Genomic DNA, 18,584 nt, shown 5'->3' with positions numbered 1-18,584 from the left:
AACCAATGCAAAAATCTCAAGCAGCTATTTTTATCGATTTTCAAGACAATATGTACTCTATCGGTTTGGCTATGATGGAACCATATGGTTTACGCGGATGGCTTTGTGAAATACAATCGGATAAATCCCATCCTTACAGTGCTATCGACAAGCTCCTCCATTTATTGTTCGTAACGGGAAGCCGTCAGTTGGTAATCGGTGCATCCTCCCGTTCGGTTTTTGATGAGATAGCCGATAATTTTTCGATGTACGAGTATCGTTATGATGAGAGAGTTTTCGATGCTGTCCAGCTAAATCTGCTTTTTAAAGAGACCTTTGATCTCCATTCGCTTTTGACACCGATCGAGCATCTGTGCTTGGAATTCAGACCGCTGAGCGCGCAGGCATTGGCGTTATTAGCTACTACGATGCGACGGGATGAAGCGAACATTTATGCTTTGCCAACGGTGTTGGATGTCGAAAATTTCATGGAATTGGGAAACAATGCGCTTGAACAGCTCGAAATAATGAGCGTAGACGAAAGAAATCCCAGTATTGCAAAACTGTTCTTAAATATGGTTACCCCGATGGGTAAAAGAGCAGGGCGATTCCGTCTGTTTTTGCCAATTAAAGATTTGCAGGAATTAAATCGCCGCTATGATTGGATTGAAGCGCTTTCTCCCCATGCATCTTGGTTGCTGGGACAGTTACGTCTAATCGGCGATTTTGAATTGTATTGGTGGGAACTTCAAAATCGTAATCAGAAAGACGCCGAGCATTTTCTGTATGCGCTTGATTCGGCGATTGAGATACAAAGTTTCCTCCAACGTCATCGGATTTTTAACGTTTTAACTTTCAATACTCTATTAAGCGATTGGAAGAAAGAGCTGATCAACAATGGGCAAAACTTTGGGTGGATCAAAGAACAAGGAGCCTTTGTCCGTGAAATTATCGATTGGATCGGACAAATCGATGTGGCTGTAGCATCTGCATTGAACGCACAAAAATTCGCTTTATGCCGTCCTATGATAGTGTCGACAACCGGTCAAAACTTTTTGCAGATGATGGGGTTGCGCCACCTTTTAGTTGAGACACAGGGACTCGCCTATGTTCCCAATGATATTGTTATGGGGGACCGTGACTATCTTGATCTGCCGTACCCGACGACGGTGATGCTGGATTCGAGGGTGCATGACGGAGAAAATATCCGCGGAGTATTGCTATACGGTATCAATTCTAGCGGGAAGTCATCGTTGATGAAAAGTATCGGTATCGCTGTGACACTGGCGCAGGCCGGTTTTTTTGTTCCGGCAAAAGGGATGAAATTTTCATTATTTGACGGAGTGTACACCCGTATCCAATCTCGTGATAACGTGGCCAAATCTTTATCGACATTCGGTGTTGAGATGTTGGAACTCAATGCTATTTTTAATCGTGCAACCGCCAAATCTTTGATTATCGGCGATGAGATCAGTCACGGTACGGAGACCCTCTCTGCCGTATCGATTGTGGCGAGTACGATCATGGAACTCTCGCAGAAAGGGGCCTTGTTTTTGATGACCACCCATCTGCATCAGCTTTCCATGATTACGGAGTTGAGTAAACTTCGTCCGGTCGTGAGTCTGCATCTCAGTGTCCGATACGACGAGAATAGTGATCGGTTGATTTATGACCGTTTGCTGAAACCAGGCAGGGGGAGCAGTGTCTACGGATTGGAATTTGCCGAGTCGCTCCATATGAGTTCGCGCTTTTTGGAAAATGCGAAGCGTTTGCGTGAGAACTTGGCAAAAGAGTATGACGTACTCGAACTCGGTCATCAAAAAGAGTATATTAAACGCTACCGCGATATTGTCGCCTGTGAATGTGTCGTATGCGGAACATTGATACGAAACAACCGACACGCCATCACTTCGAAAGAGCATCATCATCTTATTCCGTTATGTGAGACCCACTCTCGGCAGATTTCTGAAGGCAAAATACAACTCAGAGGTTTTATAATGACGCCGCAAGGTTTGCGTCTGGAATATGAGACGCAGTTAAAAGAGGATTAGACTTGGAAGTTATTGAATTATTTAAAAAGTTTTTGGAGTCTCCGAGCGTCACCCCCGAAGATGGAGGGATATTCGATTTTCTGGAAACTTATTTAACCGGTTTTACGACGGTTCGAATCGATCGGGAAGGGGTAAAAAATTTTTTTGCCTATCGTCATTTTTCCGAAGGGCCCCATTTGTGTTTCGCAGGTCACGTCGATGTCGTCCCCGCAGGGGAAGGGTGGGAGAGCGATCCGTTTACAGCGACTGAAAAAGAGGGTTATATCTATGCCCGCGGTGCACAGGATATGAAAAGCGGTGTCGCGGCATTTACGCAAGCTCTGAAAGACGCGCGAGAGCATCAGGGGATCTTGTCGATTCTATTGACTTCGGATGAAGAAGGACCGGCGAAATTCGGAACGGTCGAAGTTCTAAAATATCTTAAAGAATATCAGTTACTCCCGGATGCCGTATTGGTGGCAGAGCCGACATGTGAAAAGGTTTTCGGAGATGCCATCAAAGTCGGACGGCGGGGATCGATCAACGGGGTTATTGAAATTATGGGGAAACAGGGACATGCCGCTTATCCGGAGAAAGCACTCAACCCCGTCCATCAAATCGCTCCTCTACTCTCCCGTATCGCGGGTGCTTTCTTGGACGAAGGGGACGCGTATTTCGCTCCGAGTCAGGTGGTAATTACCGATATCCGTGCCGGTATCGAAACAACCAATGTCTCACCGGGGAAACTGAAAATGATGTTTAACGTCCGTAATTCGACCCGTACGAATAAAGACTCGATCGAAATATTTATGTCCGAGCATTTGAGAGGCTTGAATTATTCGCTCAAACTGGACCAATCGGCTGAGCCGTTTGTGACTGATGCCGATACGCCGATCGTACGGACATTATCCGGTGCAATTGAGACAGTATGCGGGATCAGACCAAAAAACTCTACGGCCGGAGGGACATCCGATGCCCGCTTTATCGCTGCATACGGGATAGATGTAATCGAGTTCGGTGTTATCAACGATACGATACATGCTCCGAATGAACGGACATCGATTGAAGAAGTCAAAAATCTTTATAGTGTTTTTACAAAGTTGATCGATAATTTTAGGTAAAATTATTTTTTTAAAAGGCCAAACAATGAAAAAAATAGTACTTATGGCATTTTTAACGGCTCATCTTTTTGGTGCGGAAATCGCTTGGAACGATACGTTTGATCAGGCACAGGCAAAAGCAAAAAAAGAGTCTAAGCCGTTATTGGTTCTTATCACGAGCGAGCAATGCCGCTGGTGCCGCAAGTTTGAGGCGACGACTCTTCAAGATGAAAGCGTAATTTCGCGGTTAAATTCAAAATTTGTAGCTGTGCATGTAACACGCGACAAGAGTGTTTATCCGAAAACTTTGAGTGCCCCGATGGTTCCGATGAACTATTTTCTCGACGGTAACGGAAAAGTGATCTATTCTATTCCGGGATATTGGCCGGTAGAAGATTATCAATCGATTCTAGACGATGCGCTGCAAAGATATAAAAAATAAAGGAAATATTATGACAATTGTACAAACTCCAAACGCCCCTGCCGCAATCGGTCCTTATTCGCAAGCCACGGTTGCTAACGGTATGGTATTTACATCAGGGCAGATTGCCCTCAAACCGAGTGGAGAAATGGTTGATGGAGATGTTAAAGAACAGTGTATTCAGGTTTTGGCCAATTTAAAAGCAGTTTTGGAAGCATCAGGCAGTTCATTGGGGCAAGTGCTTAAAACGACGATTTTTTTGGCGGACATGAACGATTTTGCGGCTGTCAACGAATTGTATGCCGAAGCTTTCGGTACACATAAACCTTCACGCTCGACGGTAGCGGTTAAAACGTTACCGAAAAATGCTCTTGTCGAGATCGATGCAATCGCTTTAATTTAAGCTTAAATAAACGTTGGCTATAATTCGCCACTTTTTGTAGACTTGTAAGTAAGGAACGCTAATGTACGCAATTATCAAAAACGGCGGAAAACAGTATAAAGTTCAAGAGGGCGATATCCTTTTGTTCGATAAAATGGGACTTGATCCTAAAACTACCGTCGAAATCAAAGAAGTTCTTGCCGTGAATAACGGTGAACTTAAAACCGGTACTCCATTTGTAGAGGGTGCTGTTGTTACTGCTGAAGTTATCAATGAAGGTCGTGACCGTAAAGTCGTGATCTACAAAAAACGTCGCCGTAAAGACAGTAAATTGAAACGTGGTTTCAGAAGAGACCATACGCGTGTTCGTATCGTTAAGATCGCTGCGTAAGTTCATATAAAATAAGAGTAGGAGAATAACATGGCTCATAAGAAAGGTCAGGGTAGTACACAGAATAACCGGGACTCAGCGGGACGCAGACTCGGTGTCAAAAAATACGGTGGTGAATTCGTAAGAGCGGGTAACATTGTTATCCGTCAACGCGGAACAAAAGTTCACCCGGGTAAAAACATGGGAATGGGTAAAGACCATACTTTGTATGCTTTGGTTGACGGTGTCGTTGCGTTCGAACGCAAAGACAAAAAACGCAAACAAGTCTCTATCATCCCTGCCGCTTAATTTTCATTTCCATCGGGCTTTCGCCCGATTTTAACCAATATCCAAAATTATCTTTTTAATCGTGTACTTTGAACGATAAAGTATAGTGTTAAGCAAATAATAGTCGTCTCGTTTCGAGGCTGATTGTCAAAACAATGTGAAGGACATCCATGTTTAGTGATAGTGTAGAAATTACCGTCTCATCCGGAAAAGGGGGAGCAGGATGTGTTGCCTTCAGACGGGAAAAATACGTTCTTCAAGGCGGACCGAACGGCGGTGACGGCGGTAAAGGGGGAGATGTCTATTTTAAAGTAGATAATAATACCCATACCTTGGCTCATTTCCAGGGAAACAAAAATCTCAAAGCCGATAAGGGACAGCCCGGCATGGGATCAAATATGGCAGGAAAAGCAGGTAAACGTCTGGTCGTCATTGTCCCTCCGGGAACGCAGGTAGTGGATGTCGAAACCGGCGAAGTGTTGTTAGATTTGTTGGAAGACGGAAAAGAGGTCCTTTTTTTACAGGGGGGACGCGGTGGTCTTGGAAATGTCCATTTTAAGTCTTCAACGAATCAAAAACCGATGTATGCACAACCCGGCGAACCGGGAATCGAACGTGTCGTTCGGCTCGATCTGAAGTTGATCGCGGATGTCGGTCTTGTAGGATTTCCGAATGTCGGTAAATCCACATTAATCTCTACCGTCTCCAATGCCCGTCCCGAAGTGGCAAACTACGAATTTACGACTTTGACGCCGAAACTAGGGCAGATCAATATCGGCGAGTTCGATTCGTATATCATGGCGGATATCCCGGGGATTATCGGCGGAGCATCCGAGGGAAAAGGGCTAGGGCTCAAATTTTTGCGTCATATCGAACGTACCAAAACGCTTTTGTTTATGATCGATCTGGCATCGTATCATGAACTCGAATATCAATACGAGACGCTGAAAAAAGAGCTGCAAAACTTTTCGCCTTTACTGGCGGAACGTAATTACGCGATTGCGCTGACACGTGCCGATGCGATGACTCCTGAAGAAGCGGTAGAAAAAACAGAGCAGTTCTTAAAACTGCTTAACGTGGAAGCGGTGAAAAAAAGCCGTTTTGCATTTAGCGAAGAGTATCCGGTCTATGAGCAGGAGAGTTTTGAAAAAGCGTTCTATGACAACACGAAACCGGCGTTTATCGCTCCTATCTCTTCAGCTATCAATCTCAATATCAAACCTTTGACGTATGCACTTTATCATATGGTTGTCACGGAGCGGGCATGAAACGGATCGTCGTAAAAGTCGGTAGTGCGGTTTTAAGCGAACAAAATCAAATAGCTAAAGAACGGATGCAAAATCTAGTTGATTTGATTGCCGAGCTAAAAGAACGATATGAGGTGATCTTGGTCTCTTCGGGCGCTGTTGCTGCAGGATATACGCAGTTAAAACTGGATAAAAAAGTATTGGCCAATAAACAGGCTCTGGCATCCATCGGTCAGCCGATTTTGATGAACAAATACCGAAAGATGTTTGAAGCACATGGTATTCTCCCTTCGCAGGTTTTAGTGACGGCTGCCAATTTTAATACGATTGAACAGTCCCAAAAAGCAAAAGATACGATAGAAACACTATTGAAACACAATGTAGTTCCTATTATTAACGAAAATGATGCTACGGCGACGGAAGAGTTGGTTTTAGGTGATAATGATCAGCTCTCTGCCTATGCGGCATACCACTTCGGAGCAGATTTATTAGTGATTCTTTCCGATATTGATGCCTATTATGACAAAGATCCGCGTACCTACAATGATGCAAAAGTACGTGCACGTATTGAATCAATTTCTGTCGATGAGCTCTCCATGCAGGTTTCGCCGAACCACAATTTTGCGACAGGCGGTATTGTGACCAAACTTAAAGCGGCCGATTTTCTCCTTAAACGCGGTGGTGCGATGTTTTTAGCAAGCGGCTTTGATCTCAGTGATGCCAAAAGCTTTTTGATAGACGGGGAGCATCGCGGAGGAAGTTTATTTAAGGCCGACGGACAAAGCGAATGACTCGCGTGATTTTTATGGGGACACCCGATTATGCGGGTTCCATTTTAGAAGCTTTGATTGAGGCAGACGATATTGAGGTCGTTGCCGTATATACTCAGCCCGACAAACCGGTGGGTAGAAAAGCGGTGCTGACTCCGCCTGTTGTTAAAGTTTTAGCCGAAAAAGCACATATTCCGGTTAAACAGCCTACACGATTACGCGATGAAGAGGTTGTAAACGAGCTGCAAACAATCCGATGTGATTTGATTATTGTTGCGGCGTACGGCCAGATTTTGCCGAAAGCGGTTTTGGAACATGCTCCGTGCATCAATCTTCATGCTTCTATTCTTCCGCAATACCGCGGTGCCAGCCCGATTCAGCAAAGCTTGTTAAACAACGATTCTCAAAGCGGTGTTACCGCTATGTGGATGGACGAAGGGCTTGATACCGGAGCAATTATCAAAATCGAGACACTTGAAATCGGTGCGGACGAGATGGTAGAATCGTTATATGGGCGCCTTACCGAGGCAGCGGTTCATTTGACCCTAGAGGTCATTCGACATTGGGATCGACGATCCGCGATTCAACAAAATAATGCCGAAGCAACGCATTGTAAGAAGATTTTGAAATCCGACGGTTTGATTGACTTTTCAGATGCACGCGAAATTTATAATCGATACCGGGCTTTTACGCCGTGGCCGGGAATATTTACCGTATCCGGACTCAAAATAAAAAAGATGCTTTTAGAAGAAGAGAGCAGTGTCGGTGAAGCGGGGATCATTGCACGGATCGATAAAGAGAGTGTTTTGGTTCAATGCACGAAAGGTTCACTTCGTATATTTAGGGTTCAAGCCCCTTCGAAACAAGAGACTTTAGTCGTTGATTATCTAAACGGGAAACGGATAGGGTGTGGAAATCCTTTGGTTTGATTCGCTTGAATCGACGCAAAGCTATTTATTGGAGGCGTTGAAGCAAAAAAAAGTTTCTGCCCCTGTCTGTATAGGTGCAACGGTTCAAAGTCAAGGAAAAGGCTCCCGAGGAAATCAATGGATCGGAATGGAGGGAAATCTTTTTATTTCGCTTGCTATTGATCGTACTATGCTGCCTGATGACTTGAAATTAGAATCATCATCGATCTATTTTGCTTTTCTCATGAAAGAAATTTTGAATGAATTGGGATCGCGGGTTTGGCTAAAATGGCCAAACGATTTTTATTTGGATGACAAAAAAATCGGTGGTGTGATCACGAATTTATATAACGATCTTCTTGTTTGCGGGATAGGGATTAATCTTTTGTCGGCACCGGAGACTTTTTCGAGAATCGATATTGAGGCAGTTCCATACGATTTAACAAAGAGCTACTGTGCATTGTTTAAAAATTTACCGTCATGGAAGCAGATTTTTAGTAAATTCCAGTTAGAATTTGAGAACAGCAGAATCTATTTTACCCACAACAATAATGACAAAGTTGCACTAGAAGATGCCGTCTTGTTAGAAGACGGCTCATTAGAGTGTAATGGCCAAAGGATATTTAGTTTACGATGAGTGAAGTTATTGTTATAGCAAATCAAAAAGGGGGAGTGGGGAAAACCACAACCGCCGTAAATCTGGCCGCTTCGTTGGCTGTTGCAGAAAAAAAAGTACTTTTGATCGATGCCGATCCTCAGGCCAATGCAACAACTTCATTAGGGTATCATCGTAACAATTACGAGTTTAATATTTACCATGTTCTCATCGGAGCTAAAAAACTGCGTGAAATCATTCTGAAGACGGCTTTGCCGAAGCTTTTTATCGCACCTTCCAATATCGGTTTGGTCGGAGTAGAGAAAGAATATTATGATGCAGATAACGCAAAAGGGCGCGAATTAATCCTGAAACGTGCTATTGCTCAGGTCAAAGATGAATACGATTACGTCATCATCGATTCGCCTCCGGCACTCGGGCCGATGACGATCAACGCACTTTCAGCATCCAATTCGGTCATTATACCGATCCAGTGCGAGTTTTTTGCGCTTGAAGGGCTGGCACAACTTCTTAATACCGTTAAATTGGTGCGTAAAACGATCAATCCGAAGCTAACCATTAAAGGTTTCTTGCCGACGATGTACAGCGCACAAAACAACCTTTCCCGGCAGGTTTTTGCCGACTTGCGTCAGCATTTTCAGGCTAAGCTTTTTAAATCGGGTGCAGATGATTACATTGTGATTCCGCGCAATGTTAAATTAGCCGAATCACCGAGTTTCGGTAAGCCTGCAATATTGTACGATGTGAAATCGAGCGGTTCTATGGCGTACCAAGATCTGGCACACGCTATTATCGCCTAAAGGAAAAATATGGCGAAAGCATCGGCATTAGGAAGAGGTTTGGGGGCGCTGTTAAGCGAAATTGAAGAAGCGTATGATAACGAATTGCCGAAAAAAGGGGGAGTAGAAGAGATCGTCATCTCTAAAATCCGTCCTAATCCTTATCAACCTCGAAAACATTTTGATCCCGAATCCCTGGCGGAACTTTCCGAATCCATTAAAACACATGGGCTTTTACAGCCGATTGTTGTTAAAGAAGATTTAGACGGTTACATCCTCATTGCCGGCGAACGGCGTTTACGCGCCAGTAAATTAGCGAAATATAAGACGATCAAAGCCATTATTGTTTCGGTTACCGACGAACAGATGCGCCAGCAGGCACTGATCGAAAACATTCAGCGCGATGAACTGAATGCGATTGACTTGGCTCAGGCCTATCAGGAATTGATCGATATTCATGAATTAACACACGATCAGCTCTCTCAAACGGTTCACAAAAGTCGTGCTCAGATTACCAACACACTACGTCTTTTACAGCTCAGTGAAAAAGGGCGTAAAGCGCTAATTGAGGGAAAAATCAGCGCCGGACATGCAAAAGCGATCGTTGGACTCGAACCGCAGGAACAAATGATGATGATCGATTCGATCATTGGTCAAAAGCTTAGCGTTCGCGATGTTGAGAGCATGGTCAAAAAAATCAAATCCCCTTCCGCTCCTATTTCGACTCCTTTAGAATCTCAGGGACTCGATTTTTCAGTGTTGAAAAAACGATTGACCGAACTTGGTTATAAATGTAGCACAAAAGGTTACAAAATGACCCTAGAATTTGAAAATGATTTACAGATTGAGTCATTTTTAGACGCACTTTCCTGATATTTCTCGACATTTAACTGTCCCTTCAATTTATAAGTTGTATAATCACGCAACTTTTAGGAGGTGGTATGTTAGATATAAGTCCGATGCTGCTTGGCAGCACACTGATTGTCTTCCTTGTCCTTATTGCCTTGCTAAACAGTTTGCTTTACAAACCTCTTTTCAGCTATATGGAAAAACGGGATGCAGATATCAAAAGAGATTTAGAACAAGTTGGCAACAACGATTCTGAGATCGCCGCGTTTCATGCCAGAGCTGAAAAGATTATGAGTGATGCTAAACTGGAAGCAGCAGCATTAAGAGAAAAAGTTATTGCTGAGGCCAAAGCGCTGGCAAATAGCAAAATAGAGACAAAACGTGCTGAAATGGCACTTGAGTATGCAACGTTCGAAAGCGAATTGTCGCAAGAGAGAACACGGTTGAAAGCATCGCTTCAAAACGAAGAGAGTGCATTCCAATCTGCTGTATCAGCAAAACTAAGTCAAATATAAAGGTATGCAATGGGTAAAATAATCGTTACAGTATTACTGCTCAGCGCCTATCTATTTGGATCAGAAGCTGCTGCAGAGGGCTCTACGGACATCGTTCAACGAACGGTAAACTTCCTGATCTTTGCCGGGATTTTGTTTTATGTATTGGCCGAACCGTTAAAAAATTATTTTGGCGGACGGACAGCGGCAATTGCCGATGAACTTGAGAAAGTTCAAGAACGTCTACGAGAATCAAAAAAACTCAAAGATGCCGCTGAACATAAAATTGAAGAAGCGGAAAGATTCGCAAGCGAATTAGCCGAATCTAGCAAAAAAGAGAACAAAATTTTGAATGACAAAATTTTGGCGCAATGCGAACAAGAACTTGAGATTATCGAGAAACAAAATGAAGCATTGATGGAGCTAGAGAAACGTAAAATGGTTCGCGAAGTTGTTTCAGAAGTAATGAATGATGTTATGAATAGCAGCAATGACGCTTTAGGCAAAGAAGCGATGACCGAAATCTTGAAAAAGAAGGTGGCGTAAATGCAGTATGAGCTCATAGCAAAACGTTACATCAAACCTTTAATCGAAAGCTGCGACCAAGTGTCGTTGGAAAATCTGGCACTACTTCTTGCAGATGTGGCAAAAGCATATCAAAATGATAAATTCATGTTGATTATGCATAGCAACGATGTCAATACGGAATCAAAATGCCAATTGCTTTTGGACATGGTGGCTCCGGCTAACAGTACAATGGTAAACAACCTTATCAAACTATTGGCAGAAAACGGCCGTCTTTTATTGCTTCCTGTATTAGCGGCTGAATTGACGCGTGAGATTTCAAAATCAAAACGTACGTATGTCGGTCGTATCTATAGTAATAGTACGGTTGATCAAACTTCGGTTGAGACAATTGCCCGTGATTTGGGACGGAAAATGGACGCAACGATTTCGTTGACCTACGTTCCTTCCGAATACGACGGCGTACGTGTAGAAGTAGACGATCTTAACGTCGAGATCAATTTTTCAAAAAATCGCCTCAATGCTCAACTCGTTGAGCACATTTTAAAAGCAATTTAACCCTCGGGAAAGGAGAAATAGTGGTAGCAAAAGTACAAGCAGACGAAATCAGTTCAATCATTAAAGAGCGAATTGATAATTTCGAACTTAACGTAGATATTAATGAAACCGGAAAAATCGTCTCATACGGAGATGGGATCGCTCAAGTTTACGGTCTTAACAATGTTATGGCCGGTGAAATGGTTGAGTTTGAAGAGGGGACACGCGGATTGGTCATGAACCTTGAAGAGAGCAGTGTCGGTGTTGTTGTTCTCGGAAAAGGGAAAGAACTTCGTGAAGGTATGTCTGTAAAACGTCTCGGACGTCTTTTACGCGTTCCTGTCGGCGATGCGCTTCTCGGCCGTGTTGTTAATGCTCTTGGCGAGCCGATCGACGGTAAAGGTCCGATCGAGACGACTGAAGTACGTTTCGTAGAAGAAAAAGCTCCGGGTATCATGGCTCGTAAATCGGTTCACGAACCGATGGCAACCGGTATTAAAGCGATTGATGCGCTCGTTCCGATCGGTCGCGGTCAACGTGAGTTGATCATCGGTGACCGTCAAACCGGTAAAACAACGGTTGCCCTTGATACGATTATCAATCAAAAAGGTAACGGCGTTGTTTGTGTATACGTTGCTATCGGTCAAAAAGAATCAACAGTTGCACAAGTTATCCGTCGTCTTGAAGACCACGGCGCTATGGAATACACTATCATTGTAAATGCTCCTGCGTCTGAAGCGGCTGCACTTCAATTCCTTGCTCCGTATACCGGTGTAACGATGGGTGAATATTTCCGTGACAATGCACGTCATGGTTTGATTGTATATGATGATCTTTCTAAACATGCGGTTGCATACCGTGAAATGTCTTTGATCCTTCGCCGTCCTCCGGGTCGTGAAGCGTATCCTGGGGACGTTTTCTATCTACACTCTCGTTTGCTAGAGCGTGCAGCAAAATTGAACGACGATATGGGTGCGGGTTCATTGACAGCTCTACCGATTATCGAAACTCAAGCGGGTGACGTTGCGGCGTATATCCCAACCAACGTTATTTCGATCACCGACGGTCAAATTTTCTTGGAAACCGATTTGTTCAACTCAGGTATCCGTCCTGCGATTAACGTAGGTCTTTCCGTATCACGTGTCGGTGGTGCGGCGCAAATCAAAGCGACGAAACAAGTTGCCGGAACATTGCGTCTTGACCTTGCGCAATACCGTGAACTTCAAGCATTTGCTCAATTCGCATCCGATTTGGATGAAGTGAGCCGTAAACAGCTTGAACGCGGTCAACGCATGGTGGAAGTATTGAAACAACCTCCATATTCTCCGCTTGGCGCTGAAAAACAAGCATTGATTATTTTCGCAGGGAATGAAGGATACTTAGATGATCTTTCTGCAGGTTCAGTCGTAAAATTTGAAGCGGATCTTTATCCGTTCGTCGAAGCGTCATACCCGCAAATTCTTGAAAATATCCGTAGCACATCGAAAATCGATGATGAGACAATGGCAATGATGAGAAAAGCACTCGAAGAGTTTAAATCTACTTTCGTTGCTGAATAAGGATCTTTATGGCTAACTTGAAAGAGATTCAACGACAGATCAAGAGTGTTTCGAACACGCAAAAAACTACGCGTGCGATGAAGCTGGTTTCTACGGCGAAACTTCGCCGTGCGGAAGAGCTTGCGAAACGTTCACGTCTGTTTGCACAAAAAACGAATCAAGTGATAGCTGAAATCGCAGGTCGCGTAAAATGCAATAAAGTCGGCGGAATCGAAAACCGTTGTTTTATCGAAAATGACGCTCCTGAAATGATCGATATTATTTTTGTAACTGCCGACAAAGGTCTTTGCGGCGGTTTTAACATGCAAACCATCAAAGCGGTAAAACGCTTGATGAGCGAATACAAAAATAAAAAAGTAAAAGTGCGTCTTCGCGGTATCGGGAAAAAAGGGATTGAGTTTTTTAACTATAATGAAGTAGAGATGCTTGATCAAGTTAAGAACCTTAGCTCTTCTCCGGATATGCAACGATCAAGCGAATTCATGACACGTTCGATCAACGATTTCAAAGAGGGGAAAATCGACGCCGTTTATATTATTTACAACGGATATAAAAACGTAATTACCCAAGAATTACATGTAAACCGAGTATTACCGGTAAACGTAGATGACTATGACTGCGAAAAAGTAGGCAATACGATGCTTGAACTAGAAGCGCAGGATGAAGAGAAAATGCTCGATTCATTGGTTACAAAGTATGCCGAGTATAACATGTACTATGCCTTGATAGATTCTGTTGCTGCTGAACACAGTGCACGTATGCAGGCTATGGATGCTGCTACAAACAATGCTAAAGAGATGGTTAACTCGCTTAAAGTCAAGTTTAATAAAGCGCGACAAGAAGCGATTACGACTGAACTTATTGAGATTATCAGCGGCGTCGAGTCGATGAAATAATTATGGAGGAAAGAATGATTGGTAAAATTGCTCAAGTAATTGGTCCGGTCGTTGACGTTGATTTCGAAGGTTACCTTCCGACAATCAACGAAGCGATCGAAGTAAACGTAAGTGTTGAAGGGAATACGACTCGTCTTGTTCTTGAAGTAGCTGCACACCTTGGTAACGGCCGTGTAAGAACGATCGCTATGGATATGTCTGAAGGTTTGGTTCGCGGAATGGCGGCTACAGCTACAGGCGGACCGATCAAAGTTCCGGTTGGAGAAAAAGTTCTCGGACGTATTTTCAACGTAATCGGTGAAACTATTGACGGCGGCGATCAAGTAACCGATTGCGACACCTGGTCTATCCATCGTGATCCTCCGGCTCTCGTCGATCAAAGTACAAAAACTGAAATGTTCGAAACCGGTATTAAAGTTGTTGACCTTTTGGCTCCATATGCTAAAGGGGGGAAAGTCGGTTTGTTCGGTGGAGCCGGTGTCGGTAAAACCGTTATCATCATGGAATTGATCCACAACGTTGCACACGGACATGACGGTCTTTCTGTTTTCGCGGGTGTCGGTGAACGTACACGTGAAGGTAATGACCTTTACCACGAGATGAAAGAATCAAGCGTTTTGGACAAAGTAGCACTGTGCTACGGTCAAATGTCTGAACCACCGGGAGCACGTAACCGTATCGCTCTTACCGGTCTTACTATGGCGGAATATTTCCGTGATGAAAAAGGGCTTGACGTATTGATGTTCATCGACAACATCTTCCGTTTTGCACAATCAGGTTCTGAGATGTCAGCGCTTCTCGGACGTATCCCGTCAGCCGTTGGTTACCAACCGACATTGGCTCGTGAGATGGGTGCTCTCCAAGACCGTATTACATCGACTAAAAAAGGTTCGATCACTTCGGTTCAAGCGGTATACGTACCAGCGGATGACTTGACTGACCCGGCTCCGGCATCAGTATTTGCTCACTTAGATGCGACAACGGTTCTTAACCGTAAAATCGCTGAAAAAGGGATCTATCCTGCGGTTGACCCATTGGATTCAACATCACGCTTGCTTGATCCGCAAATCATCGGTGAGGAACACTACAGTGTTGCCCGCGGTGTTCAAAAAACACTTCAAAAATACAAAGATTTGCAAGATATTATTGCGATTCTCGGTATGGACGAATTGTCTGAAGATGATAAATCAACGGTTGAACGTGCACGTAAAATCGAAAAATTCCTTTCACAACCTTTCTTCGTTGCGGAAGTATTTACCGGTTCACCGGGAAAATATGTTTCACTTGAAGACACTTTGAAAGGGTTCAAAGGAATTCTTGAGGGTGAGTATGACCATATGCCGGAAGGTGCATTCTATATGGTCGGTGATATGAACGAGGCGATCGAGAAAGCTGAAAAAATGAAAAGCAAGTAATTGCTTCTCGCCTTAAAGGAAACACTATGGAAACACTCCAATTAGAAGTGCTAACGCCAAGCGGTCCTATCTATAACGGACCTGCTAAAAGCGTCACCCTTCCGGGTGAAGAGGGGGAATTCGGTGTTCTCCCGGAACACGTCTCTTTGACAACATTACTCCAAGCCGGAGTAGTTGATGTTCAAAAAGAGAACGGTAAAACCGAATCAATCGTCGTGAATTGGGGCGTAGTCCAAATTACGGATAATAAAGTGGTTGTTTTGGTCGACGGTGCTGTCGCTATCCGCGGAGATAGCGAAGGGGACATCGCCAAAGCGCTAGACGAAGCAAAATCATTGATCAGCAGTGTTGCCGATTCTAATGCTATGATCGCTTCCGTTTCTGCGCGTATCGAATCTGCGGCACACAATCTCGTCTAAACCATGTTTCAGACATTTGCCGATTTTTATGACAAAAGTCATCCGGTAACACTCATCGTGTTACTGGTTCTTTCTCTCTATTTTATTGCCGTAAATTGGACTTTTTTCTATCGCTTTTTTTCTCTAAATCAATGGATATCTGCTGAAAACAAATCGCTGGAATCACTTTTACTGGGATCACGTCAAATACCTGAGTATGCGTATCTTAGCCATTTTACAAAATCATCATCTTCCCTTTCAAAAGCATTATTCGATATGGCGTCGTATGCCGCAACCAAAGAAGCGACTAAAGGATTGATGTTCCTTTCTGTAGTAGCATCTACAACCCCTTTCATCGGATTATTCGGTACGGTTGTGTCGATCTTGGGGACATTTGATCACATCGGACAAGCCAGCGGAACGATGAGTGTGATTGCAAGCGGGGTATCGGATGCTTTGGTTGCGACCGCATCGGGTATTTTCGTGGCTATTTTTGCGTATACCTATCATCAAATCCTAAAACGCAGAGCATACGAATTGTCCGGATTAATTCGTATGCAGGGTGATGCGCTTCTCTCTAAAGGGGTTTGAGATTGTTTGATTGGGATGAAAAACCGGAATTAAACATCACCCCTTTGGTCGATGTAATGCTTGTGCTGTTAGCTATCTTAATGGTAATTTCTCCGAATATCGTTTACGAAGAGTTAATTCGGCTACCTAAAGGCTCTACACAAAAAGAGCTTTCTAAAATTCCTCCCGTTAATATCGCAATATCTAAAGAGGGAAAAATTACGGTGAATAAAGAGGTATTCGATTTAAATACATTCGGAGATAATTTCTATCTTTTTTCTCAGTCGTTGGATCATGAAGCAACGGTTTTAATTAGCGCGGATCAAAGTTTGGATTACGGTCAGGTTATGTCGGTTTTAGGTGCCGTCAAAAAAGCAGGATTTCGTGAAGTCTCATTAGCGACCAGCGGTTAAATGTATTTTAGAGTCTCTGTAAGCAAAGCTGTAAAATGAATTTACACCAAGAACGCTACTTTTTTCTCAGCGGAGTGATCTCGTTCTCTCTCTTTATTATCGTTCTCTTTTTAGCAGGCTACGGCATTGTGCTCTCTCCGAAAGTTCAACAGTTCGCTATGACAAAAAGTGACTATATATCCGTCTCTATCATGCCGGCTGCGAAACCAAAAGAGACGCCTCCACCAGTCAATGTCGCGTCTACCCCTTTAGCTCAGCCAGTTCAGGAAGAGGTGCCCGAAACCAAGCCGGAGACGGTTCCGGACATATCCGATCTATTTTCTCAGGTGAAACCGCAGAAAGTTCCTCCAAAAAAGGCGGATAACACAAAACGAAACGATGAATTGAATGTACTGGAAAAAGAGCTCAACAAGCGGACTGATTCTCCCCGTTTCACCGATAAATTGAATAAATTGGAATTGGTTAAACCTTCTGTAAAAATGATCGCCCAAGGCGGATCTTCAGGTCCGGTTGTTAACGAATACCATGCTAAGATTCAGGGATTGGTTTATACCTATTTTCACCCTCCCTCAGGGACTGTAGGACAAATTGCCCGTGTCCGAATGAATATCAGTGCCGATGGGAAACTGCTCTCATATAAAGTGTTGGCATATTCAGGAAATACTATGTTTAACGGAGAGGTTGACTGGTTGAAAGAGCGTTTAAACACGATTGTTTTTCCAAAACACCCTGAAGGCAAAGAGGCTATTTTGGAATTTATATTAACGGCTAAGGAGTAGTTTTTTGAAAAGCGTTCTTTTTTTTCTCGCATTAATCCAATTGTTATGGGGAGCTGATGCGACGATCGAAGTGATTAAAGGTGTAGAAGGGCCTGCTCCGATAGCTATTGAAGACGCATCGCCCGTTAGTAACGATTTGAGCCAAAAATTTTCGAAAATGTTAGCAGCAGATATGAATGTTCTTTCACTGTTTACTGTTGATGAGAGCTATGCAACTGCACCGTTTGATGCACTTAACCCCGCAGCCAACCATAAAAATGCCCAATATTTGCTTCGTTATCGGTTGACAAATGACAGTTCGGGCGGAGTTAAAGCCGATATCAAATTGATGCAAAACGGCATGGATGTATTTTTAAAAAGCTATGTCTTGAAACAAAGTGAAATGGCAGTATTTTTATCACATGCGATAGCCTATGATATTAACGGAAAATTGGGTGGTGCACCGGTAGAATGGATGAAACGCAAAGTCCTTTTTATCCGTTTAAGCGGTCCAAGACGTTCGGATATTGTTGCGGCGGATTATACACTTTCGTACCAAAAGGTGATCCTAAGCGGTGGATTATACGGCTTTGCGAAATGGGCCAATCGTGAACAAACCGACTTGTACTACACCTCGTTGTCGGATTATAAACCTACGATTTATAAAATGAACCTCATGACGGGGCATAAAGACAAATTGATTGTATCTGACGGTATGGCGGTATGTTCGGATGTAAGCGAAGACGGAAAAAAGCTTTTACTGACATTGGCACCCAACGGTCAGCCCGATATCTATTTATATGATCTCACGACGCAGGGGAAAACCCGTTTGACCGACTATTCGGGGATCGATGTGAACGGACAGTTCATGGGAGACGGTTCGATTGCTTTTGTCTCTAATCGTATGGGGAATCCGAATATTTACTCCATGCGTCCGGGAAGCAGTGCCGTGGTTCCGTTGGTATATCAGGGAAAAAATAATTCGTCACTCAGCGCCTATAAAAACTTTCTGGTTTACAAAGCACGTGAAAACGGTGCGACGTTTGCGGGTAACAGCTTTAACCTTCATCTTTTATCGATTGATTCGGGCAGTATCAAGCGTTTGACGGCAAGCGGAGAAAATGACTTTCCCCGCTTTTCTCCGGATGGCGAAGCAATTTTATATATTAAACAAGAAGGCTCACGCAGTGCAATCGGAGTAATTCGTTTCGGTGTTAATAAAAGCTTCGTTTTCCCGTTAAAAATAGGTCGAATTCAATCTATCGATTGGTAGTATTAAC

Annotated in this window: 23 protein-coding genes; all 23 read left to right on the top strand. The window is 43.6% G+C overall.

Annotated elements, in window-relative coordinates; all coding sequences use genetic code 11:
• Nucleotides 1-5: 5 nt before the first annotated feature.
• The 23 genes from Q0389_RS03320 (at nt 6) to tolB (ending at nt 18,577) form a co-directional block, all read left to right on the top strand.
• Nucleotides 6-2,030, top strand: coding sequence for a hypothetical protein (locus Q0389_RS03320; RefSeq protein WP_298691591.1), 2,025 nt, complete (start codon nt 6-8; stop codon nt 2,028-2,030).
• Between the two features lie 2 nt (nt 2,031-2,032).
• Nucleotides 2,033-3,130, top strand: coding sequence for a succinyl-diaminopimelate desuccinylase (gene dapE / locus Q0389_RS03315; protein ID WP_298691589.1), 1,098 nt, complete (start codon nt 2,033-2,035; stop codon nt 3,128-3,130).
• Between the two features lie 25 nt (nt 3,131-3,155).
• Complete coding sequence (locus tag Q0389_RS03310) at nt 3,156-3,551, top strand: thioredoxin family protein (protein WP_298691587.1); 396 nt, start codon at nt 3,156-3,158, stop codon at nt 3,549-3,551.
• Between the two features lie 10 nt (nt 3,552-3,561).
• Nucleotides 3,562-3,933 carry a RidA family protein gene (locus Q0389_RS03305; protein WP_298691585.1) on the top strand — a complete coding sequence of 124 codons (372 nt, stop codon included), beginning with the start codon at nt 3,562-3,564 and terminating at the stop codon, nt 3,931-3,933.
• A gap of 61 nt (nt 3,934-3,994) precedes the next feature.
• Nucleotides 3,995-4,303, top strand: coding sequence for a 50S ribosomal protein L21 (rplU, locus tag Q0389_RS03300; protein WP_015654104.1), 309 nt, complete (start codon nt 3,995-3,997; stop codon nt 4,301-4,303).
• Nucleotides 4,304-4,333: 30 nt separating this feature from the next.
• On the top strand, nt 4,334-4,591 hold the full coding sequence (rpmA, locus tag Q0389_RS03295; protein ID WP_015654103.1) for a 50S ribosomal protein L27: 258 nt from the start codon (nt 4,334-4,336) through the stop codon (nt 4,589-4,591).
• A gap of 149 nt (nt 4,592-4,740) precedes the next feature.
• Nucleotides 4,741-5,838, top strand: a complete 1,098-nt coding sequence (gene obgE / locus Q0389_RS03290; RefSeq protein ID WP_298691583.1) for a GTPase ObgE — start codon at nt 4,741-4,743, stop codon at nt 5,836-5,838.
• Complete coding sequence (proB, locus tag Q0389_RS03285) at nt 5,835-6,608, top strand: glutamate 5-kinase (RefSeq protein ID WP_298691581.1); 774 nt, start codon at nt 5,835-5,837, stop codon at nt 6,606-6,608. The genes obgE and proB overlap by 4 nt, the downstream gene beginning before the upstream one ends.
• Entirely contained in the window at nt 6,605-7,516 is a 912-nt protein-coding gene (fmt, locus tag Q0389_RS03280; protein WP_298691579.1) for a methionyl-tRNA formyltransferase, read from the top strand. The genes proB and fmt overlap by 4 nt, the downstream gene beginning before the upstream one ends.
• The gene (locus Q0389_RS03275) at nt 7,497-8,132 is read left to right on the top strand and encodes a biotin--[acetyl-CoA-carboxylase] ligase (protein WP_298691576.1); all 636 of its coding nucleotides are present in this window, start codon (nt 7,497-7,499) and stop codon (nt 8,130-8,132) included. Before fmt ends, Q0389_RS03275 begins: the two co-directional genes overlap by 20 nt.
• Nucleotides 8,129-8,911 carry an AAA family ATPase gene (locus Q0389_RS03270; RefSeq protein WP_298691574.1) on the top strand — a complete coding sequence of 261 codons (783 nt, stop codon included), beginning with the start codon at nt 8,129-8,131 and terminating at the stop codon, nt 8,909-8,911. The genes Q0389_RS03275 and Q0389_RS03270 overlap by 4 nt, the downstream gene beginning before the upstream one ends.
• Nucleotides 8,912-8,920: 9 nt before the next feature.
• The gene (locus tag Q0389_RS03265; protein ID WP_298691572.1) at nt 8,921-9,763 is read left to right on the top strand and encodes a ParB/RepB/Spo0J family partition protein; all 843 of its coding nucleotides are present in this window, start codon (nt 8,921-8,923) and stop codon (nt 9,761-9,763) included.
• A gap of 68 nt (nt 9,764-9,831) precedes the next feature.
• The gene (locus tag Q0389_RS03260; protein ID WP_298691570.1) at nt 9,832-10,254 is read left to right on the top strand and encodes a F0F1 ATP synthase subunit B'; all 423 of its coding nucleotides are present in this window, start codon (nt 9,832-9,834) and stop codon (nt 10,252-10,254) included.
• Nucleotides 10,255-10,263: 9 nt separating this feature from the next.
• Nucleotides 10,264-10,779, top strand: a complete 516-nt coding sequence (locus Q0389_RS03255) for a F0F1 ATP synthase subunit B (RefSeq protein WP_298691568.1) — start codon at nt 10,264-10,266, stop codon at nt 10,777-10,779.
• Nucleotides 10,780-11,316 (top strand): F0F1 ATP synthase subunit delta, encoded by a 537-nt coding sequence (locus Q0389_RS03250; RefSeq protein WP_298691566.1) that lies wholly within the window; start codon nt 10,780-10,782, stop codon nt 11,314-11,316.
• 20 nt (nt 11,317-11,336) lie between these two features.
• Nucleotides 11,337-12,854 (top strand): F0F1 ATP synthase subunit alpha, encoded by a 1,518-nt coding sequence (gene atpA / locus Q0389_RS03245; RefSeq protein WP_298691564.1) that lies wholly within the window; start codon nt 11,337-11,339, stop codon nt 12,852-12,854.
• An 8-nt stretch (nt 12,855-12,862) separates the two neighbouring features.
• Nucleotides 12,863-13,750 carry an ATP synthase F1 subunit gamma gene (gene atpG, locus Q0389_RS03240; protein WP_298691562.1) on the top strand — a complete coding sequence of 296 codons (888 nt, stop codon included), beginning with the start codon at nt 12,863-12,865 and terminating at the stop codon, nt 13,748-13,750.
• 14 nt (nt 13,751-13,764) lie between these two features.
• A complete protein-coding gene (atpD, locus tag Q0389_RS03235) occupies nt 13,765-15,165 on the top strand; it encodes a F0F1 ATP synthase subunit beta (RefSeq protein WP_298691560.1) in 1,401 nt (466 codons plus the stop codon).
• 26 nt (nt 15,166-15,191) lie between these two features.
• On the top strand, nt 15,192-15,584 hold the full coding sequence (gene atpC, locus Q0389_RS03230; RefSeq protein ID WP_298691558.1) for an ATP synthase F1 subunit epsilon: 393 nt from the start codon (nt 15,192-15,194) through the stop codon (nt 15,582-15,584).
• 3 nt (nt 15,585-15,587) lie between these two features.
• The gene (locus Q0389_RS03225) at nt 15,588-16,154 is read left to right on the top strand and encodes a MotA/TolQ/ExbB proton channel family protein (RefSeq protein WP_298691556.1); all 567 of its coding nucleotides are present in this window, start codon (nt 15,588-15,590) and stop codon (nt 16,152-16,154) included.
• 2 nt (nt 16,155-16,156) lie between these two features.
• The gene (locus Q0389_RS03220) at nt 16,157-16,546 is read left to right on the top strand and encodes a biopolymer transporter ExbD (RefSeq protein WP_298691554.1); all 390 of its coding nucleotides are present in this window, start codon (nt 16,157-16,159) and stop codon (nt 16,544-16,546) included.
• A 35-nt stretch (nt 16,547-16,581) separates the two neighbouring features.
• Nucleotides 16,582-17,325: a TonB C-terminal domain-containing protein gene (locus tag Q0389_RS03215; RefSeq protein WP_298691552.1), complete on the top strand. Its 744-nt coding sequence runs from the start codon at nt 16,582-16,584 to the stop codon at nt 17,323-17,325.
• 4 nt (nt 17,326-17,329) lie between these two features.
• The gene (tolB, locus tag Q0389_RS03210; RefSeq protein ID WP_298691550.1) at nt 17,330-18,577 is read left to right on the top strand and encodes a Tol-Pal system protein TolB; all 1,248 of its coding nucleotides are present in this window, start codon (nt 17,330-17,332) and stop codon (nt 18,575-18,577) included.
• Nucleotides 18,578-18,584: the final 7 nt, after the last annotated feature.

Source organism: uncultured Sulfuricurvum sp., assembly GCF_937936435.1.
Taxonomy (GTDB): Bacteria; Campylobacterota; Campylobacteria; order Campylobacterales; family Sulfurimonadaceae; genus Sulfuricurvum.
The sequence above is the reverse complement of the archived record's forward strand: the minus strand, read 5'-3'. Positions and strand labels throughout refer to the sequence as shown.

Coding starts and splice junctions, on each gene's coding strand:
- Q0389_RS03320 (WP_298691591.1), top strand. CDS start 6: ATGCAAAAATCTCAAGCAGCTATTTTTATCGATTTTCAAGACAATATG.
- Q0389_RS03310 (WP_298691587.1), top strand. CDS start 3,156: ATGAAAAAAATAGTACTTATGGCATTTTTAACGGCTCATCTTTTTGGT.
- Q0389_RS03305 (WP_298691585.1), top strand. CDS start 3,562: ATGACAATTGTACAAACTCCAAACGCCCCTGCCGCAATCGGTCCTTAT.
- rplU (WP_015654104.1), top strand. CDS start 3,995: ATGTACGCAATTATCAAAAACGGCGGAAAACAGTATAAAGTTCAAGAG.
- rpmA (WP_015654103.1), top strand. CDS start 4,334: ATGGCTCATAAGAAAGGTCAGGGTAGTACACAGAATAACCGGGACTCA.
- obgE (WP_298691583.1), top strand. CDS start 4,741: ATGTTTAGTGATAGTGTAGAAATTACCGTCTCATCCGGAAAAGGGGGA.
- proB (WP_298691581.1), top strand. CDS start 5,835: ATGAAACGGATCGTCGTAAAAGTCGGTAGTGCGGTTTTAAGCGAACAA.
- fmt (WP_298691579.1), top strand. CDS start 6,605: ATGACTCGCGTGATTTTTATGGGGACACCCGATTATGCGGGTTCCATT.
- Q0389_RS03270 (WP_298691574.1), top strand. CDS start 8,129: ATGAGTGAAGTTATTGTTATAGCAAATCAAAAAGGGGGAGTGGGGAAA.
- Q0389_RS03265 (WP_298691572.1), top strand. CDS start 8,921: ATGGCGAAAGCATCGGCATTAGGAAGAGGTTTGGGGGCGCTGTTAAGC.
- Q0389_RS03260 (WP_298691570.1), top strand. CDS start 9,832: ATGTTAGATATAAGTCCGATGCTGCTTGGCAGCACACTGATTGTCTTC.
- Q0389_RS03255 (WP_298691568.1), top strand. CDS start 10,264: ATGGGTAAAATAATCGTTACAGTATTACTGCTCAGCGCCTATCTATTT.
- Q0389_RS03250 (WP_298691566.1), top strand. CDS start 10,780: ATGCAGTATGAGCTCATAGCAAAACGTTACATCAAACCTTTAATCGAA.
- atpG (WP_298691562.1), top strand. CDS start 12,863: ATGGCTAACTTGAAAGAGATTCAACGACAGATCAAGAGTGTTTCGAAC.
- atpD (WP_298691560.1), top strand. CDS start 13,765: ATGATTGGTAAAATTGCTCAAGTAATTGGTCCGGTCGTTGACGTTGAT.
- atpC (WP_298691558.1), top strand. CDS start 15,192: ATGGAAACACTCCAATTAGAAGTGCTAACGCCAAGCGGTCCTATCTAT.
- Q0389_RS03225 (WP_298691556.1), top strand. CDS start 15,588: ATGTTTCAGACATTTGCCGATTTTTATGACAAAAGTCATCCGGTAACA.
- Q0389_RS03215 (WP_298691552.1), top strand. CDS start 16,582: ATGAATTTACACCAAGAACGCTACTTTTTTCTCAGCGGAGTGATCTCG.